17 protein-coding genes are annotated in these 19,326 nt (G+C 36.4%); 3 read left to right on the top strand and 14 right to left on the bottom strand.

Annotation, left to right across the window (positions count from 1 at the left end; translation table 11 throughout):
* Window positions 1-128: 128 nt before the first annotated feature.
* From C1Y58_RS24465 to C1Y58_RS24450, 4 genes are all read right to left on the bottom strand, one after another.
* Window positions 129-803 (bottom strand): PIG-L deacetylase family protein, encoded by a 675-nt coding sequence (locus C1Y58_RS24465; RefSeq protein WP_157950273.1) that lies wholly within the window; start codon window positions 801-803, stop codon window positions 129-131.
* Window positions 804-1,333: 530 nt separating this feature from the next.
* The gene (locus tag C1Y58_RS24460) at window positions 1,334-2,179 is read right to left on the bottom strand and encodes a carbohydrate ABC transporter permease (RefSeq protein ID WP_170311684.1); all 846 of its coding nucleotides are present in this window, start codon (window positions 2,177-2,179) and stop codon (window positions 1,334-1,336) included.
* Window positions 2,179-3,054: a carbohydrate ABC transporter permease gene (locus tag C1Y58_RS24455; protein WP_105619764.1), complete on the bottom strand. Its 876-nt coding sequence runs from the start codon at window positions 3,052-3,054 to the stop codon at window positions 2,179-2,181. The genes C1Y58_RS24460 and C1Y58_RS24455 overlap by 1 nt, the downstream gene beginning before the upstream one ends.
* 78 nt (window positions 3,055-3,132) lie before the next feature.
* A complete protein-coding gene (locus tag C1Y58_RS24450) occupies window positions 3,133-4,485 on the bottom strand; it encodes an ABC transporter substrate-binding protein (RefSeq protein WP_157950272.1) in 1,353 nt (450 codons plus the stop codon).
* Window positions 4,486-4,681: 196 nt separating this feature from the next.
* Here C1Y58_RS24450 and C1Y58_RS24445 point away from each other — a divergent pair, with 196 nt between their 5' ends.
* The 3 genes from C1Y58_RS24445 to C1Y58_RS24430 all read left to right on the top strand — a co-directional run bounded on the left by C1Y58_RS24445 (window position 4,682) and on the right by C1Y58_RS24430 (window position 9,021).
* Window positions 4,682-6,508 carry a cache domain-containing sensor histidine kinase gene (locus C1Y58_RS24445; RefSeq protein ID WP_105619761.1) on the top strand — a complete coding sequence of 609 codons (1,827 nt, stop codon included), beginning with the start codon at window positions 4,682-4,684 and terminating at the stop codon, window positions 6,506-6,508.
* Window positions 6,483-7,226 carry a response regulator transcription factor gene (locus C1Y58_RS24440; protein WP_105619759.1) on the top strand — a complete coding sequence of 248 codons (744 nt, stop codon included), beginning with the start codon at window positions 6,483-6,485 and terminating at the stop codon, window positions 7,224-7,226. The genes C1Y58_RS24445 and C1Y58_RS24440 overlap by 26 nt, the downstream gene beginning before the upstream one ends.
* 439 nt (window positions 7,227-7,665) lie before the next feature.
* A complete protein-coding gene (locus C1Y58_RS24430; RefSeq protein ID WP_105619757.1) occupies window positions 7,666-9,021 on the top strand; it encodes a citrate/2-methylcitrate synthase in 1,356 nt (451 codons plus the stop codon).
* 98 nt (window positions 9,022-9,119) lie between these two features.
* On the opposite strand, the gene C1Y58_RS24425 is transcribed toward C1Y58_RS24430, so the two are convergent.
* Genes C1Y58_RS24425 through C1Y58_RS24380 form a run of 10 tightly spaced genes read right to left on the bottom strand, consistent with a single transcriptional unit; the run spans window position 9,120 to window position 19,217 of the window.
* Window positions 9,120-10,295 (bottom strand): Gfo/Idh/MocA family protein, encoded by a 1,176-nt coding sequence (locus tag C1Y58_RS24425; RefSeq protein ID WP_105619755.1) that lies wholly within the window; start codon window positions 10,293-10,295, stop codon window positions 9,120-9,122.
* 21 nt (window positions 10,296-10,316) lie between these two features.
* Window positions 10,317-11,243, bottom strand: coding sequence for a sugar phosphate isomerase/epimerase family protein (locus tag C1Y58_RS24420; protein WP_105619753.1), 927 nt, complete (start codon window positions 11,241-11,243; stop codon window positions 10,317-10,319).
* A gap of 16 nt (window positions 11,244-11,259) precedes the next feature.
* The gene (locus C1Y58_RS24415; RefSeq protein ID WP_105619751.1) at window positions 11,260-12,453 is read right to left on the bottom strand and encodes an acetyl-CoA C-acetyltransferase; all 1,194 of its coding nucleotides are present in this window, start codon (window positions 12,451-12,453) and stop codon (window positions 11,260-11,262) included.
* A complete protein-coding gene (locus C1Y58_RS24410; protein ID WP_105619750.1) occupies window positions 12,454-13,122 on the bottom strand; it encodes a 3-oxoacid CoA-transferase subunit B in 669 nt (222 codons plus the stop codon).
* The gene (locus C1Y58_RS24405; RefSeq protein ID WP_105619748.1) at window positions 13,112-13,777 is read right to left on the bottom strand and encodes a CoA transferase subunit A; all 666 of its coding nucleotides are present in this window, start codon (window positions 13,775-13,777) and stop codon (window positions 13,112-13,114) included. Before C1Y58_RS24405 ends, C1Y58_RS24410 begins: the two co-directional genes overlap by 11 nt.
* Before the next feature lie 28 nt (window positions 13,778-13,805).
* Window positions 13,806-14,636 carry a class II fructose-bisphosphate aldolase gene (locus C1Y58_RS24400; RefSeq protein WP_105619746.1) on the bottom strand — a complete coding sequence of 277 codons (831 nt, stop codon included), beginning with the start codon at window positions 14,634-14,636 and terminating at the stop codon, window positions 13,806-13,808.
* A complete protein-coding gene (gene iolC, locus C1Y58_RS24395) occupies window positions 14,637-15,641 on the bottom strand; it encodes a 5-dehydro-2-deoxygluconokinase (protein WP_105619744.1) in 1,005 nt (334 codons plus the stop codon).
* A 52-nt stretch (window positions 15,642-15,693) separates the two neighbouring features.
* Window positions 15,694-16,650: an ABC transporter permease gene (locus tag C1Y58_RS24390; RefSeq protein ID WP_105619742.1), complete on the bottom strand. Its 957-nt coding sequence runs from the start codon at window positions 16,648-16,650 to the stop codon at window positions 15,694-15,696.
* Window positions 16,651-16,683: 33 nt separating this feature from the next.
* The gene (locus C1Y58_RS24385; protein WP_105619740.1) at window positions 16,684-18,174 is read right to left on the bottom strand and encodes a sugar ABC transporter ATP-binding protein; all 1,491 of its coding nucleotides are present in this window, start codon (window positions 18,172-18,174) and stop codon (window positions 16,684-16,686) included.
* A gap of 59 nt (window positions 18,175-18,233) precedes the next feature.
* Entirely contained in the window at window positions 18,234-19,217 is a 984-nt protein-coding gene (locus C1Y58_RS24380; protein WP_105619738.1) for a sugar ABC transporter substrate-binding protein, read from the bottom strand.
* Window positions 19,218-19,326: the final 109 nt, after the last annotated feature.

The following is a 19,326-nucleotide window of genomic DNA, read 5'->3' as shown; positions in this document are numbered from 1 at the left end:
TTTGATCCTCTTTAAATGATGTTACATCATTTGCCAAGGCAATACCATGAGGTCCTCTTTGATAGATCAATGACTCATATGGTATCTTCTGTTTGTGTAGTTCTAATCTCTCCTTTATACAAAACTTTCTAGTCTTCAATTAACAAAGGCTCGAAGGATTTTAACTTAATAGGATGTTGGCGTTGTACGCCTCTGTAAAGCGCCTCACCGTATGCAAAACCACCCATTTTCCCATTAATCTTAGCAATATTTATTTGAGGATCAGCAACACCTTGTGATGCATGGCACTTAGTAGCTTCATATTTTTCATCAATAACATCTGTAACGTCAATAATAAGGTCCGGCTTCTTACTGTTAGCACTGGAATCTAGAGATAAATAAAAGACTTGTTTCAAATCCCAAGGTTCATCCCCCATGTGCTTTTTTAAGCTAGCTACAAACAAGGCTTTATCCACTGAATGTGACACGGCTACATGATCAGGATGACAATCAATTGGATATGTGGTGATGACTGTCCGAGGTTTTGTTTCAACTAAAACCTCAATAATTGCATTAACTGTTTCATCACAAAACTTCACACCTGCATCAGGTAAGTCTAAATGTTTCAAATACGCTGCGCCAATTACCTTAGCTGCCCTTTGCATTTCTATCTCTCGTTCCTCTGCTGTGGCAACACCACTTGACTCACCTTTTGTTAAAGTTAATATACCTACTTTTTTGCCAGCTTTTCTAGCTTTGATCAAGGTTCCAGTTATATTCCCTTCGTCATCTGGATGAGCACCTATAAACAAAATGTCTAACATTATCATTCTCCCCTCTCTGAATCAATTTATATTTTAAAACGTTGTATAGACTACTATGTAATTATCATACATAAAAGTTCAAGTATTTGAAAGCGCTTTCATAGACAATAAAAAAATAATAACTTTATATTGAAATCGCTTTCAATCGTTTATATTTTTAAAAGCCCTATCAACGGCTTTTTATTAACTATAACCAATAAAAGCATAAATGTCAATATTTTTTTTAGCTTTTTAATTATTTTTCACAATACTATAATGCTTAATTTGAACTTATATACAATAAATCTATTAATTTATTCACCATTTATATAGCACATTCACAATCAAACCCCCTATAGGGGTTGATTTTTTTACTTTAGATATACAAAAAGATAGTGAACTAATTATTCAAAAAAACTTCTCCTCCAACCATTATTTGGTGATAAAGCGGACATTGTAAGCTTTTGGATAAGTGCAACATTTACTGCAGATAATGTATAGGTCTTTCCATAGAAAAACACTGATAGCATATATTGCTATCAGTGCTTGGCTTAACCTTTTACAGAACCTGCTGTCAATCCTGCAATAATATATTTTTGGCAGAACAGATAGAGTAGCACTACAGGTAGAGCTGTCATAATCAAGTCTGCAAATACTAGATTCCACTCTCTCGCATAACGCCCAAAGAAATTATAGACTGTCAAAGGCATAGTCCATTTCTTAGAATTGCCTAAGAAGTATAAAGGAATCATAAAATCGTTCCATACATTCATTACTACTATAATTAGTGTTGTCACCGTTACAGGTTTTAATAAGGGTAAGAGAATCTTAAAAAATGTACCATGGGGGCCACATCCATCAATGATTGCTGATTCATCCAACTCCATGGGTATTCCCTTTATGAATTTTATGAAGATAAATGAACTCCATGGGATATTCCTAGCCATGTAAATCAGTATTACACCTAAATAACTACCTGTTAAATGAAGTGTTTGAAGAACACGAATAGTCGGTATCATGGACATAGGTGCAATCATTCCTATCATAAACAGATTCATCATAAAAGACATGGCTCTATCCTTACGTCGTGCTATAACAAAGGATGCTAAAGCAGTTGCTATAAGACATAGCGTAACGGATGAACTAGTTATAAGCATACTGTTTAGAAAAGAACGTATTATTTTCCCTTCCTGAATTACCTGCAAATAGTTATTAAACTGCCACTTCTCTGGTAGACTTAAATTAAAGTAAATAGCTTCTTGCTGAGTTTTGAAAGAACCTAATAACATCATAACAAATGGTATGAGTATAATAAAACTCAACAAGATCATAAAAATCTCGAATAGCAGCTTCGGAACGTCGATGGATGACTTATACAGAATTTTCTCACTCTTCATTAACTATCTACCTCCTTGCTTTTTAAGTATGTATTTAACAAGAGAGATATAATGGTTATAAATAGGAATAAGAGCAATCCCATAGCTGAGCCCCGCCCGTATAGACCTTGTGAAAAGGATTGGAATACTAAAGTATTTAATACTTGCGTACTACCACCTGGCCCACCATTGGTTAAAACATATACTTGTTCAAATACTTTAAAACCACCGATTAAACCAATAATTATGTTTATACTCACTGAAGAAATGAGGAGAGGTAATATTACCTTCCAAAACTGCATCCACTTAGTAGCTCCATCAACAGTAGATGCTTCTAGCAACTCTTTTGGTATTGTTTGAAGACCTGCAATATATATAATCATATGAAAACCGGACCATTTCCATATTTCCATAATAATTATACATGCCATGGCGGTGCTTTTATTTCCCAACCAATTTGTCGTTAGCATACCTAATCCAATTGCTTCTAAAGTATTGTTTAACATACCATCCATGGCAAAAATAGAGTTAAACATAATACCTACAACAATCATACTTAAGACACCAGGTAGATAAAACATCGTTCTTAAATAATTCTTAGATCTAAGATCTTTATTAACACCTAAGGCCAAAAGCAGTCCAATTATATTCTTTAAAACAGCTGTAAAAATACCAAAAATTAATGTATTCTTTAAAGCTACTGTGAATTCATCTCTAGAAAATAAGTACTTAAAATTATCTAACCCAATGAACTGAATCTGGCTTCGGTCAATATCCCAATTTGTAAAAGAATAAAAGAATCCTAACACTGTAGGTAATACAAAAAATATTCCAAATACTAATATTGCAGGTATGATAAAACTACTGGGATATCTTTTCTTCATTAACTTTTCCACTGAGTACCTCCTTTAGATGATAGCGTAACATAAAGGGTCTTAATATAGACCCTTAGCGTTACATGAAACATTTTATGTTTACCATCCAGCATAACCTTTTGTTTTCATAAAATCTGCAACATCTTCATCCCATGCTTCTAAAGCCTCAACAGGTGTCTTCTCCCCAATGGCCATTTCTACAAAGTACTTCCATAAATAATCCGGTCTTAGAGATGAAGGCTCTTCAAACATATTGTTATACTGAAGAACGGTTTTACCTGTAGCTACATATTGATCCACAATCTTTTGAACACTTTCTGGCACATCACCTGGATCTACATCGTTAAAAGCTGGAAATGATGGATTCTCTTCAAAGAATATATTCAAGTACTCTGGCTGAGACCATGTATTTAATACTACTTTAGCTAGCTCTACATTTTCAGATGCTTTTGGTATAAACATTCCTTGAACAAATGCTCCAGATCCAATATAACCAGTCTCTAGTGGAACAGCAAATGCACCGATTTCCGCATCTGGATGCATATTCTGTATTGAACTAACAACCCATTCACCGTTCATCATCATTGCTGCTTTACCTGACCCTACTGCATCTTGAGATACATCATAGGTTGCAGTCATATGATCTTCATTAACATAACCCATATCATAAAAATTTTTATATTTCTCCAAAATACCGATAAACTCAGGTACTTCTGCATGCTTGAGTGTATTATTTCGTAAAGCACCATAGACTTCATCATTGCGGTCAGGTGCTAAGGCAGCTGAGAATCCGCTTGTCATAAAAATCTGTGTTGTCCAATTTTCCTTATCCGCCATGTGTATAGGTGTAATCCCCGCCTGCTTAATGGTTTCTAGTACATTAAGAAATTCATCATATGTAGTTGGTTCCTCTAAATTTAATTCAGCAAAGATCTTTTTATTATAATACATTGCTGGAAAGAAAGAAGAGGATTCTCTTGGCATTGCATATAGTTGTCCTTCTTTAATAACCAAACCTGGATTAACTAGACGCTCAACCCATGGTTCATTTGATAATTCCACACAGTTTTCTACAACATTTAACTGCATATAACCAGTTGGAGTATTAAAATCAAATATATCTGGTACTTCTCTTGTAGATAGCTTTGTCTTTAATAATGTGGTATATTGCTCATCAGGTACAACCTGTACGTCAATTGCAACATTTAAAGCTTCATCAACTTTATCCGCAATAACATCATAAGAATCTTTATATTTTGCGGATGATGTAAAATACACTATATCAGTAGGTTTTTCCTTAACTTCTTTCTTCTCTTCATTAACTCCATTTTTAGCCGGTGCTTGTGATTCTACAACTTCATTAGAAGGTTCTTCCTTCTCTGAACAAGCAATGAGAGAAATACTCATCGTTAAAACAAGTAACATTGTAATAAATACCTTCGTCTTATTCACATGCTCATCCTCCATCATATTTATTTCATAACCAGGGCCCTATGATTCTTAGTATAAATAAAAATACTCTTTAAAAGAATGGATAATTCATAAAATTCAATGTAATATTTATAACTCTTTGAAATAAAATAAACATTTTGATATGAAAAAATGTTAATATAGTTTTGGGGGTTTTGTCTATGAAAAAAAAAAAAAATTGAATTTACAAAAAAAAATTTTTACATCTTATTCCATTATAATAATTAGCATAATCATCTTTTCATTTCTTATCTTCTACGGCTATACCTATAAAAATATTGAAGAAAATGCTATTAAGCACCTTATTAGTATTAACCAATTAAACAAAGACCAATTGGATACACTCTTTCGTGATATGGATAAAATGGCACTTCAGATTATTGCCAATCCATCCATACAAGAGGTCTTTAAAGATGCTAAGCGAGATTCTTCCCCTGAGGATTATTTTACACATAGTTATGAGAATAGATTACAAACTATAGCAACACTGACATCCATTAACGGTCCCAATATTTTTGCTCATCGCATTAGCATCTATAATGACCGTGGTGATTTCATAAGTACAGGTGTCTTACCTGACTCTCAGGTCTATATACATAATCAAATGCAAAAAAACCAGTATAGGGAGTGGTACGCCCATATGCTTTCTTTAGATGGTAAGCGCCACCTATCTCCCCCAACTATTGATCCATGGAATCGACAACGTCAAAAAATACTTTTTTCACTTTCTAGGGAATTACGGGACGTAAATTTTTCCTATGGTATTGTAGAAATTCAGTTACCATATGATGTCATAGCAAATATTTTTGAGGACTACGAGGATGATGGAAGGAAACATTACTTACTGACACCTTCTAGTCAGATGGCATATCCCTATGAACAAAATACTACAAATTACTCAGTCCATATGGATTACTATATGAAACAAGTTCCTAATGGCCAAACAGAGGGCTTCTATAATACTACAAACCCTGTTACAGGTGTGAAGGAGGTTGTTGCATTTTCCACCTCCTCCATATCCCAGTGGTTATTGTTTTCTGTTCAACCCATGGATACGCTATTGGCACCAATACAATATATGGGTCTTATCTTATTAATCATTGGGTGTGCATTAATTATAGCTGCCTTAGCTTTAATATCCATAATTACTAATCACCTAACTTCTCCTCTTAAGCAATTAAGAACCTCTATTAATGATATAAGTTTTAAAAATCTCTCCATAGAAATGGATGAAAACTATTATAATAATGAACTTCAACTTCTTAACGAATCCTTTAACAAAATGCTTCAACGTTTAGAGAAATCTATGGATGAGGTTGTCGAACTAAAGACAAGTGAGATGCGCTCCCATATATTAGCCTTGCAATCTCAGATGAACCCACATTTTCTATATAATACACTTGCTGTCATTAATGCTGCCGCCATTGAAGAAGATTATTGCAAAATTAGTAAAATGTGCAGCAAACTTTCAAACATCTTACGATACACTTCAGCCTTTGACGATGATACTGTTACATTAGAGGATGAATACAGGAATGCTGTGAATTATATGACATTAATGAAAGACCGTTTTGAAGATCAATTAGAATATTCTTTTGCCATTGACCCATCTTTAAACCAAATACCTATACCAAAGTTAGTTTTACAACCTTTATTGGAGAACTGTTTCTCTCATGGTTTCAGGAACAAACGCCCACCTTGGCATGTCTACATAAATATCGGTGTTAAAAAAAATAGGTGGTACATCACTGTTGAGGACAATGGCTGTGGCTTTGACGAAGATAAGTTAAAGATTATTCAAGATGAGTTAAATGCCTTTTACAACCATCCTAAAAATAGCCTGACACAGCTAAGTATCGGAGGGTTAGCCCTACTTAATACGCTCATCAGACTTCAGTTTTATTATAAAAATGATATGATATTCAAAGTAGAAACTGAAAAACATGAAGGTACAAAAATAACTATAGGAGGGCCACTGCATGAACATAAGAGTGTTAATCGTTGAGGATGAACCACCCATCCAAAGAAGTCTAAAAAAACTCATTGAGAACATCAATCCATCTTTTAAAGTGGCTGATACGGCTTTTAATGGTGATGAGGCTATAGAGAAACTCAAGCATTCTGATTTTCATGTTGTCTTTACGGATATACGAATGCCTGTAAAGGATGGCTTCCATGTGCTTAATTATATCAACAATCATAACTTAGAAATTATACCTATCATACTTACCGGTTTTGAAGAATTTGAGTACGCTAGACAAGCCATTCAACTAAACGTATTGGATTACTTATTAAAGCCTGTCGATGTTGACTCCTTAACAAAGCTACTCGATCAAATTCATAACCAACTTTCGATTAAATTTGAGTGTCATGACTCTGATAGTTATAAAACATCCTCAACAGCCATTATGCATCAAATTCAACATTACTTGGAAGATCACATAAAAGAACCAATAACACAACAGAGCTTAGCCAAAAGGTTCGGTTTTACCCCTGCTTATTTAAGTCGTTTATTTAAGAAGGAAGTAGGCATGTCACCAACAGAATATTTATGCACCTTAAGAATAACCCGTGCTAAAGAACTCATGCAGCAAAATCCACACATACTTACCAAATCATTGGCACCAGCTGTAGGATTTACTGACCCTTTTTATTTTAGTAAAACATTTAAGAAGATAACCGGCTTATCTCCAAAAACATACAAAGAGGAAATGAAAAAATGAAAGAAGTGCTTGGCTCCGGTATTCTAGCGGCGCTAAGCACTTCTTTTCTTTTCTAAAATCTCTTCATTATAAAATTAATTGTTTCAAGACACTCCACTTGTGATATACCTTTTAATTTGTCATTAAATTTACGGTCAATGGCGATACCAAGTTCTTCTGCACATTATTTCCATGCCTGATAATGCTGTTCACTTGTTTCTGTGATAGCGTCATCCACATCAAATATAAACATACTATTTTTTATAATTTTTTAAAAATTTAATAAGTTCGCTTGACACAGAACACCCACACAAGTATAATTGTATACAATAATACAGGTCGAAGAAATTTTATATTAATAGATATCATGTAAGCAGTTGCTTCTATTTTAATCAAATACGCATGAATTACCACAGTATTCCTTGCAACATCTATATCTATTTTGAAGGGGGTAAAAAAATTGACCAAAGAAACCTATGCTAATTTACTTAATGAATTAACGCTTACTGCAGAAAAAAATAACTACATACTTCCAGAAACTTATAACATGTATAAAATAAAAAGAGGATTAAGAAATGAAAATGGAACAGGTGTAAAGGTCGGACTTACTCAAGTAGGGTGCATTCAAGGCTATGAACTTGATGGCAAAGAAAAAAAAGCAGTTGAAGGTGAATTATTTTATAGAGGAATAAAGCTTACTGAGATTGTAAAAGGCTTTCAAGAACAAAAACGTTATGGTTTTGAAGAATGTGTATATCTTTTATTGTTTGGTGAGCTTCCTACTCAAAATAAACTTGATGAATTCAATGAGATGCTAGATGAATGGAGAACTTTGCCACTACATTTTACAGAAAATATGATTCTACGAATTCCAAGCAAGGATATTATGAATAAATTACAGAGAAGCATATTAGTACTCTATTCCCATGATGAGACACCGGATGAAACTAGTGTGCAAAATCTTTTACTTCAGAGTATGAAATTAATAGCTAGATTTCCTACAATTATCTCCTATGGCTATCAGGCAAAAGCCCATTATTTTGATAAAAAAAGCTTATACATTCATGCTCCACAAAAAGGGATAGGTACGGCTGAAAATATTCTCTTTATGACGAGACAAGATAATAAGTATACAAAAACAGAAGCGGAAATCCTGGATCTCTGTCTTGTCATTCATGCAGAGCATGGTGGAGGTAATAATTCTGCTTTTGCTACACATGTTGTATCATCATCAGGAACGGATACTTACTCTGCTATAGCATCAGCTGTTGGTGCTTTAAAGGGACCAAAGCACGGCGGAGCTAATATCAAAGTACGAGAAATGATTCTTGACATCAAAGAAAATGCTTCAAACTGGAAAGATAGAGGCGTACTTAAAGATTATCTACTTAAAATACTGAATAAAGAAGTATTTAATGGTGAAGGTTTAATATACGGTATGGGTCATGCAGTATATACGAAATCAGACCCAAGAGCGGAACTCTTAAAGGAAAAAGCCTACGAGCTTGCAGTTGAAAAGGATACATTAGAGGAATATAATTTGTATAAAAATATTGAAGAATTAACAATAGAGATTTTTAAGGAATTAAAAGGAGAAGATACTATCATCTGTTCGAATGTTGACCTCTACTCTGGTTTTGTATATGAAATGTTGAATATTCCACAAGAGCTTTATACACCACTATTTGCTGCTGCTAGAGTACCAGGTTGGTGCGCCCACAGAATCGAGCAAATTGTCAGTGATAAGAAAATACTAAGACCTGCCTATGAGGTTGTGAATATAGGAAATGATTATATGCCAATGCACAAGAGATGATAAATCCATTGAGACTATCCGAAACAATATTTACAAAAGCGCCAAGAATATCAGTAAATTATACTAAACGCTCCCACGGTAAGGGGAGCGTTTTATCTTTACTTATAATCCACCCATACAGAACCATTGTCTGAAGAACGAACACAGTTTTCAATGAATCGAACGCCCTCAAGACCTGCATTAACGTCTGGGTACCAGATATCACCTGCTTCTTTGTCACCACGAATTTTTGCATCAATAGCTATTGCATAACGTTGGTACAGGTTAGACCATGATTCAAATAACCCTTCAGCATGACCACATCCAATACGATCTGATGTAACAGCTTGGTCATCATGATACAGATAGCCATGACCGCGGTCAAGGAGTTGCTTTGGTTGTCCTTGAACTTCATAAATCAATTGGTTAGGATGCTCATCCCACCATTCAATAGAAGCCTTTGAACCAACAACACGGATCTTTTGTTCATGAATCCCGCCAGCATTAACGGCTGATACCCAAAGGTTACCTACTGCCCCATTATCAAAATTCATGAGGACGACAGCGTTATCTTCAAGTGGCGCTCTTGATGCAATAAAGCTTTGTCTAGAACACATCAACTTTTCAATATTCAATTCAGGAATCATAACTTCAGCCAAATATAAAGCATGCGTACCGATATCACCCAGTACATAGGTTGGTCCTGCTTGCTCAGGAGTTACTCTCCATTTAAGACCAGGGTCATTTTTTTCTACTTCTTCTGAATGCCACCCATGAGCAAATTGCATATTGATTATTCGAATTTCACCAAGATCTCCATTTTCAATCATTTTACGTGCCTGATGAATCATTTGATAACCTGTATACCCGTAAGTTACACCGATAACCAAATCCTTCTCTTCAGCTAAAGCCTTTAATTCCTCAGCCTCTTCAACTGTAAAACATAAGGGCTTTTCACAGATAACATGTAAGCCGGCCTCTAAGGCTGCTTTTGTCATATCAAAGTGAAACTTATTAGGTGTGGCAATAGAAACAACCTCAATGCCATCATCTCTCTTTGATTCGTTTTCTATCATAACTTTATAATCACTATAACATCTTGATGCATCCACTCCTATGTTGGTACCAAAATCAACGCATCTATCAGGATTGATATCAAATGCTCCTGCTACCAATTGGAACAGACCATCCCTAAGTGCTGCTGAACGATGGATATAACCAATTTGGCTACCTCTTCCTCCACCAATCATTCCCCATCTTAATGGCTTATCAAATCGAATTTCTTCATTAAACATTGTAATCCCCTCCCAAAATCTTTATAGATTATATCCTTCCTTATTTAAGTATCGAATACTCTTGATAGCATCATCCATACTTTGATGACAAGCTAAAGGGTCTCTTTCTTGTTCAATGGTAATCCATCCATTGTACCCAATATCACTAAGTGCTTGTCTAATTCCTTTATAATCAACACATCCTGAACCAATAGGACACATAACACCGATATTGCACCCTTCAAAAAATCCCATACCATCATTCATGATCTTTTCATAGGTGGCATGATTAATATCTTTAAAATGTACATAGTCTAGACGCTCCTGATATTGACGGATGTAGTCATCAGGCTTCATCTTGGAATAGAACAGATGTCCCGTATCAAGACATAGCCCTACTTCTTCAGCATTTAAATCATCCATGATTTTCTGTATTTCATCTTCAAACTCTATATAACCACCCGCATGGGGATGAATGACTCCTCGAATACCATAGGTTTTAGCAATCCTACTCATTTCTAAGATGTGGTTGGTCAAGAGATTCCATCTTTTCTCACTTAACCGTTTGGCATTTTCTGGGTGACCTGCTTCTGCATTACGCTCCTCCTTAACAGCATCAATGATGACAAGATAAGGGGTTTCATATCGTTGTCCTTCCAACTGCTCTGGTTTAGGCAATTGGGATATGAGCTGGCATGTTTTATGAACTTTTGCTAGGACAGATTCAAAATTACTCTCATCTACCAGATCATCATATATGGTTCCAGCCACTATGGATAATCCTCTGTCCTTAAGCTCTTTCTTAAGTATAGAAAGTTCAAGAGGCATATACCCAAAGGGACCTAGCTCCAATCCTTTGTATCCTGCTTGACTTGCATCATCAAGAACCTTTTTATAAGGAGGATTATTGGGATTATTAGGATCTTCAATACCCCAAGCACCTGGAGCACCAGCAATTTTCCATTTCATACGCAACCTTTCCTTTCTACTCAACCTGTCTTATATTTTCAACGAGGACTGCAGTCCCCTGCCCTCCTCCGATGCAAAGAGCAGCGATGCCATATCTTAGGTTTCTTCTCTTTAACTCATGAAGTAATGTTACCAAGATTCTAGCCCCTGATGCACCGATGGGATGACCAAGGGCAATGGCTCCTCCATTGACATTTACCTTACTTGAATCAAGGTTTAATTCTTTGACAACAGCAATGGATTGAGCAGCAAAAGCCTCATTGACCTCGAAAAGGTCAATATCATCTATTGTCAAGTTAGCCTTATTTAATACTTTACGTATAGCTTCTATAGGTCCAAGTCCCATTATCGCAGGATCAAGTCCTACACTTCCATAAGCAACGACTTTAGCCATGGGTACTAAGCCTTGTTCCTTGGCAAAGCTTTCAGAAGCAAGAACAATTGCTGCAGCTCCATCATTGATTCCTGAAGCATTAGCTGCAGTTACTGTACCATTTGCTTTAAAAGCTGGGGAGAGTTTGGCAACCCTGTCCATAGTAGAGTTATATCGTATATATTCATCTTTCTCAAAAACTTTAACCTTACCTTTACGATCTTGAATTGCAACAGGAACTATCTCATCAGTAAAACGTCCCTCTTCCTGAGCTTTTTCAGCTTTATTCTGTGAATTAACAGCAAACTTATCCTGTTCTTCTCGCGTAATTTGGTACATATCCGCCACATTTTCAGCAGTTATCCCCATATGGTAATCGTTGATCGCATCCCATAATCCATCACGAATCATGGCATCAACCACCTTCTTATCACCCATTCGATGACCAAAACGTGCTTCTTCAAGAATGTAATTCGATTGGCTCATATTCTCAGTTCCACCAACTAGAACAACATTATTCATTTCAGATTTAATTGAACTTACACCAAATCCTACACTTTTTAAACCTGATCCACACACTTGATTGATGGTTGTGCTGGGTACTTGGTCAGGTATTCCTGCTAAGAGACTACTTTGTCTTGCAACATTCTGTCCCAGCCCGCCTTGCAAAACACATCCAAACATAATCTCATCAATATGGTTATAATTTATTTTAGCATGTGAAATAGACTGTTGCATCACTATTTTACCAAGTTCAACTGCTTTCACCTCTTTTAGAGTTCCTCCAAAACTTCCAATTGGTGTTCTGACAGCAGAAAGAATAACAACCTCCATCATTTAGTCCTCCCTCCATACAATGACATCATCCTCTATAATCAGTTTAGCATCAGTTAATTCCTTAATCCTATCAACAGATGTACTTTCATGGTACTCAAGAAGTTTTAAACCCTGTGATGTGACTTTCATAACTGCAAGCTCTGTGACAATCATATCGACTTTGCCTACCGCTGTTAATGGTAGTTTACAATCTTTTAGTATTTTTGCTTTTCCCTTATTGGTATGTAACGTGGATATGATGACTCGCTTTGCACCTGTAACCAAATCCATAGCGCCCCCCATACCTGGAACCATCTTGCCTGGTATAATCCAATTAGCAAGATTCCCTTTTTCATCAACCTGTAATGCCCCAAGAACACATACATCAATATGACCGCCTCTTATCATTCCAAAAGACATGGAACTGTCAAAGAAAGCACCATTAGGTAAGATACTCGAATACTGCGCACCAGCGTCAACAATATCGAAAGTCTCATAACCCTCTTTGGGTGACCCACCCATGCAGATCATTCCATTTTCAGATTGAAAAAATACTTCTATACCTTCTGGTATATAATTAGCAACCTTCGTGGGTAAACCAATTCCCAGATTCACAACATCTCTATCTCTAAATTCTTTTGCAATCCTTTTGGCTATTCTATTTTTTAACACACTTGTATTAGTAGACATAATCGCCACCTCCACGTATGACATAATCCACGAAAATACTTGGTGTGGTTATACTCTCTTTATTTAAAGATCCGGCTGGCACAAGCTTTTCGGTCTCAACAATAACAGTTTCTCCAGCTGTTGCCATCATCTGATTAAAATTGTTACTGGTGCCCCTATAAATAGTATTACCATAGCAATCTGTCAGACTTCCTCTAATTAATGAAACATCTGCTTTTAAGGGTTTTTCAAGTAAAAATTTTTGACCATCAACTTCAATAATCTCTTTACCTTCCTCAATAATAGTCCCGAGTCCTGTAGGTGTTAACACACCACCTAAACCAAATCCACCTGCGCGAATTCTCTCAACTAAAGTTCCCTGTGGTACCAATTCAACTTCCAAGGAACCCTTATTCATTTGTCTACCTGTTTCAGGATTTAATCCGATATGTGATGCGTACAGCTTCTTTACTCTTTTTCCCACTATAAGACGCCCTACACCACGGTCAATCGTGGCTGTGTCAGTAGCAATTAGGGTGATATCCTTGATATCTAATTCAATAATTAAATCAATAAGTCCTTCTGGTGTCCCACACCCCATAAAGCCACCAACCATTATTGTCATTCCATTAAAAAAGCATCCTCTAATCTGCTCTTTGGTTACTACTTTTCTCATTTATCCTCCACCACCTTATTCTCACGGATTACCACCCGAGAAGATGATATTTATCACGAATAACTTTTTTCATCTCTTCCATTGGCTGTCTCATTAATGTAATTCTATCAAATTCTTCAGGATTATTACGTGTAAAATCCCTTATTGTATACCCAAAGGCCTGTCTAAGGGTTGTACCTAGATTCATTTTACCTATACCGTATTCTCTCATTTCTATAATTTGCTCATTAGGGATACCTGAAGATCCATGAATAACCAATGGAACCTTTGTCATCTCATCCACTTTCTTGAGTCGTTTAAAATCAATGTTAGCCTTTTGCTCCTTCATTCGATGAACATTACCAACTGCAATGGCTATCCCTACTACATCAACGGCTTCAGCCATCATCTTGACCTCTTCTGGTTCAGTAAGACGTTCTTCAACCTTGATATGAGGCTCATGATAAGCAACACAACCAACCTCAACCTCTAAGGAAACATCACAAACTTTACATAACTCTTCAATCTCCTTAGATATTTTAATATTTTCTTCTATGGATAAGGCTGATCCATCATACATTGCAGATGTATAGCCTGCTTGAATGGCTTTCACTACATCTTCCTTTGATTTCCCGTGATCTAAGTGGATGCATACATTGACATCGGTATTTAGCGCCATTGCCCTATAAAGTGCCCCATAATACTTGATATCCATAAACTCGGCAGCATCTCTATTGGTCATTAATAAAGCAGGGGCATTCATTTCCTTGGCAACGTCTATAACCATTTTTGCATCCTCATAACCAAATACATTAAACCCTGGTACGATGCAATTATTCCTGGCAGCATAATTCAGCATTTCTTTCATGTTTACTAGCATTTAACCCCTCCTAGCTTTTTTATAATTCTCTATAAACTGTTGTATCTCTTCTTCAGTAGGCATAGCCTCAGAACAGCTATTCTTTTGAACAACGATAGCTGCAGCTCCTGCACCATAACGCATGGCTTCTACTACATCTCTACCTTTAATCATCGCACTGATGACACCTCCTGCAAAAGAATCTCCTGCACCTTGTGTCTTAAGAGCATCCACTGGAAAGACCTCACCTACATACTTTTCACCATTCTCAAGATACGCCACTGATCCTTCCCTGCCACGTTTAACAATAACGAGCTGTGGTGATTGGCTAAGCCAATACTCAGCTGTTAATTCATCATCTTGATTATCAGGAAGATCAACACCTTCCAAGACATCAAACTCTTCTCTGGTTCCAATAATCACATCGCATAATGAAGCTGCCATGGAACAGTAGAGTGATGTTTCCTTCATCGATTGCCATGTGTAGGGGCGATAGTCTACATCAAAAAAGGTTACTGTATTATGCTTTTTAGCAAGTTTCAAGGCGTAGAATACCGCCTCCCTGGATGGATTTTTGGCAAGGGCAGTTCCTGACACAACCAATGCTTTAGCACACTTGATATACTCTTCTTGAACATCATCCATGGTTAGTTCAAGGTCGACAGCACCTTCTCTGTACATGATAATATCGCTATCATTAGGTCCTTTGATTTCAACAAATGCCAATCCAGTTTTATGTCCTTCTTTATCAACCACTAACCCCTCTGTATCGATATTCTTTAACTTAAAATAATCTAAAATATAGCGTCCAAATGCATCGTCTGCTATTCTTCCGATGAATCCTGTACGAATGCCATATCGTGATGTAGCAACAGCGATGTTGGCTGGAGAGCCTCCTACAGTTTTGGTAAAGGTTAAGGTCTCTTCAAGGGGGCGGTTATATTCATTAGGATTCAAATCAATGCCTATCCTTCCAATGGCAATAACATCCAGTTTACGATCTGCCTGAAATCTTATAGTATCCATTTTATTTATCTCCTTTTGAAATAGCTTACATGTTGTATGTAATCATTACATTCTATTTTGCTGATTTATGCCTGTATGAATCTAGGATTACGGCACCGACAATAATAATAGCTTTGATGATTTGTTGCCAGTATGGCGATACACCAATCAATGTTAGCCCATTATTCAGTACACCAATGATCAAAGCACCTATAATGGTTCCAGATATAAAACCAACACCACCATTAAGACTTGTTCCACCAATAACAGCTGATGCGATGGCATCAAGTTCATAAGATAGACCAGCAGTTGGATTTCCAGAACTTACTCTAGCAGTCAGGATAATTCCTCCTACAGCTGACATAATACCAGCATAAGTATAAACAATAATCAATACTTTTTTAACATTAATACCGCAGACCTTTGCCGCTTGTTCGTTACCTCCAAGAGCATAAATGGTTTTTCCAAATTTAGATTTACGTAAGATGATATGGGTTAGAAGTCCCATCAACAAGAAAATTAACACAGGTACAGGAATAATTCCTATATTACCTGATCCTAAAACCAAGAACCCATCTGAAATATCACTAACCGGACGTCCATCAGTAAACAAAAGCGCTGCACCTCTAGCGGCGGTCATCATTCCTAAGGTGACAATAAAAGGCGGTATACCCGTTATTGATAGGACTACTCCATTAAAAAGTCCACAAGCTGCTCCTATAACAAGCCCCATTACAACAGCTAAAATCACGTTATTACCTGGCGCTGCCCAAGTTGCTGCTATAACCCCTACAAGGGCAACTACTGAACCTGATGATAAATCAATACCACCTGTAATAATTATCAATGTAACACCAAAGGCCAATGTACCGATAACAGAAACTTGTCTAAAAATATTAATCAAGTTGGCGCTTCGTATAAATACAGGTTTTGCTATTGTCATACCAATAACCATCAGTATGAGAATCAACACCATACCATACCGCTTCAACATTTCATTTCCCATATCTTTCATGCTTCTTGAGCTCATTCTAATTCCTCCCGTTTACATTGCTCTTTTTATTTATTCTGTAGCAAATTCCATAATACGTTCTTGAGTAGCTTCATCTCTGGCCAGTTCGCCTGTGATTCTCCCCTCATGCATGACCATAATACGATCGCTCATCCCAAGTACCTCTGGTAATTCAGAAGATACCATTATAATTGCCTTTCCATTCTTAGCTAGTGTAGACATTATTTTATGAATTTCTGACTTAGCCCCAACATCAATACCTCTTGTTGGTTCATCAATAATCAGGATGTCAGGGTCCATTAATAGCCACCTGGATATAAGGACTTTCTGCTGATTCCCACCACTGAGGTTATTGATAATTTGATGGATACTTGGTGTTTTAATTCTAAGTTTCTGTCGTTGATCTTCACAGCTATTTGCCATTTTAGTTTCATCTACAAGATTAATCATGTTACTGTAACTTTCGAGATCAGACATGATAATATTGTCTGCTACAGACAGAGGTAAGAAGCATCCTGATCGTTTTCTATCCTCAGTAAGAAAACCTATTCCATGGTCAATTGCATCCTTTGGTCTATTAACTGTTATGGGTTTACCATTAAGATGAATTTCACCTGATTCTCTTTGTCTAATGCCAAAGATTGTTTCCATAACTTCTGACCGCCCTGCACCCATGAGACCAGCAAATCCTAAAATTTCACCTTTTCGAACTTTAAAGCTAACATCTTTGAAATATTTGCTATGGGAAAGCCCCTTTACTTCTAGAATAACCTCACCAAAATTATCATGAACCTCTTTTGGGAAAATCTGATTGACTTCACGACCAACCATCATGGTAATCAATTGATCACTTGTCAGATTACTTGATAGTTCTGTATCAATATACTGGCCATCACGTAATACAGTACATTCATCCGTTATTTCAAAAACCTCGTCCATTTTATGGGTAATGTAGATGATTGCTACGCCTTTATCTTTCAGACGACGAATCATTTTAAACAATTGGGTTACTTCCTTATCTGTAATAGCGGATGTTGGTTCATCCATGATAACCAAGTCAGAGTCATAGGAAATGGCCTTGGCAATCTCAACCATTTGAATGTATGCAGTACTTAAATCCTTCATTTTTGCATAGGGATTAAGTTGAATTTCTAATTCATCCAGTAACTCTTTAGTTTGCCTATATAATTGCTTTTCGTTAACCATACCAAAGCTGCTTGGCTCTCTGCCTAAAAAAATATTCTCTGCTACTGTCATTTCAGGTATTGGACTTAACTCCTGGTGGATCATTGAAATTCCTGATTTCAGGGCGTCAGCTGTACTATCTATTTTCAATGGTTTTCCTTTAAATTTCATGGTTCCTGAGTCTTGCTTAAAGATGCCTATCAACACCTTCATCAATGTTGACTTACCAGCTCCATTTTCACCCATAAGCCCATGAACAGTTCCTTTGCGAACGGCAAGGCTTACTCCATCCAATGCTCGTACACCAGGGAATGTTTTAACAATATCTTTCATCTGTAGAACAACTTCTGAACTCATATACATTCTCCTCTGTGTTTAAGTATTAAGATACCGGAGAAAATTCTCCGGCATCATCACTATTCCCAAATCTTAATATATTCGTCTACATTATCAATGGTTACCTTCTCAAAAGGTACATCTACGTATTCAGGCACCTTTACACCATTGATAAGGTCCATAGCTGCTTCAACTCCTGTACCACCTTGTCCAAAAGGACTTTGGAATACTGTCACTTCAAGGGTTCCATTCTTTACATATTCAAGAGCATCAGGAGTAGCATCAACACCAGCTACAATTACTTCGTCATTCTTACCTATAGCTTCTAGAGCTCGGATAGCTCCAATCGCCATTTCATCATTATTGGCAATAATCGCATTGATTTCCTCACCAGACTGCAACCAATTCTCGGTAATTTCCATTCCCTTAGCTCTATCCCACTTACCTGTATCTTTAAAAATTAACTGCATATCAGGATAATTGTCTAAAATCATAGTGTTTCCTTCAGTACGTTTTACAGCTGAATTGTGTCCTGGCATCCCTTCAAGAATAACAACATTTCCTTTTTCAGCAAGAGCTTCTGCAACATATTCCATTTGAATATTTCCAGCATTAATATCATCAGATCCAACGAAAACATTTGCACCTTCAAACTTTCTGTTAACAGCAATCAATGGAATGCCAGCATTCTCACATGCAGTAATGAATGGTTTTGGGGCTGATGGATCTACCATAACGATAAGAATAGCATCAACACCTTCTACTATAAAATTCTCTACATTAGCAAGTTGAGTTGCAGGATCACCTTTACCATCAGAGAACACAACTTCTACTCCTAACTCATCACATTTCTTTTGAACGGCGTCATTTAAGTATGTCTGCCATTTGTCCGAATAACTATTAGAAGCAAATCCAAGGACGATTTTATCCTTTTTCTCAGTTTCAGTACTTGTCGTTTCTTTCTCCTCATTAACAGGAGCTGTCTCTGCCTTCTCTTCAGTACACCCCACAAATAAAGACGCTACAAGCACTACCAATAATACAAGTGATAATAATTTTTTCATGTTAACCCTCCATAAAAATTTTTCCGTAACCCATAAAAATAAATTTTTAAGTACATTCCTAAGTTTTTATTGGTTATGAATATTTATATTGTATTCCGATTATTTTTGT

Source organism: Vallitalea okinawensis (assembly GCF_002964605.1).
Classification (GTDB): domain Bacteria; phylum Bacillota; class Clostridia; order Lachnospirales; family PQDH01; genus Vallitalea_A; species Vallitalea_A okinawensis.
Note: the sequence above shows the minus strand (reverse complement) of the source record. Positions and strands in the feature narration are given on the sequence as shown.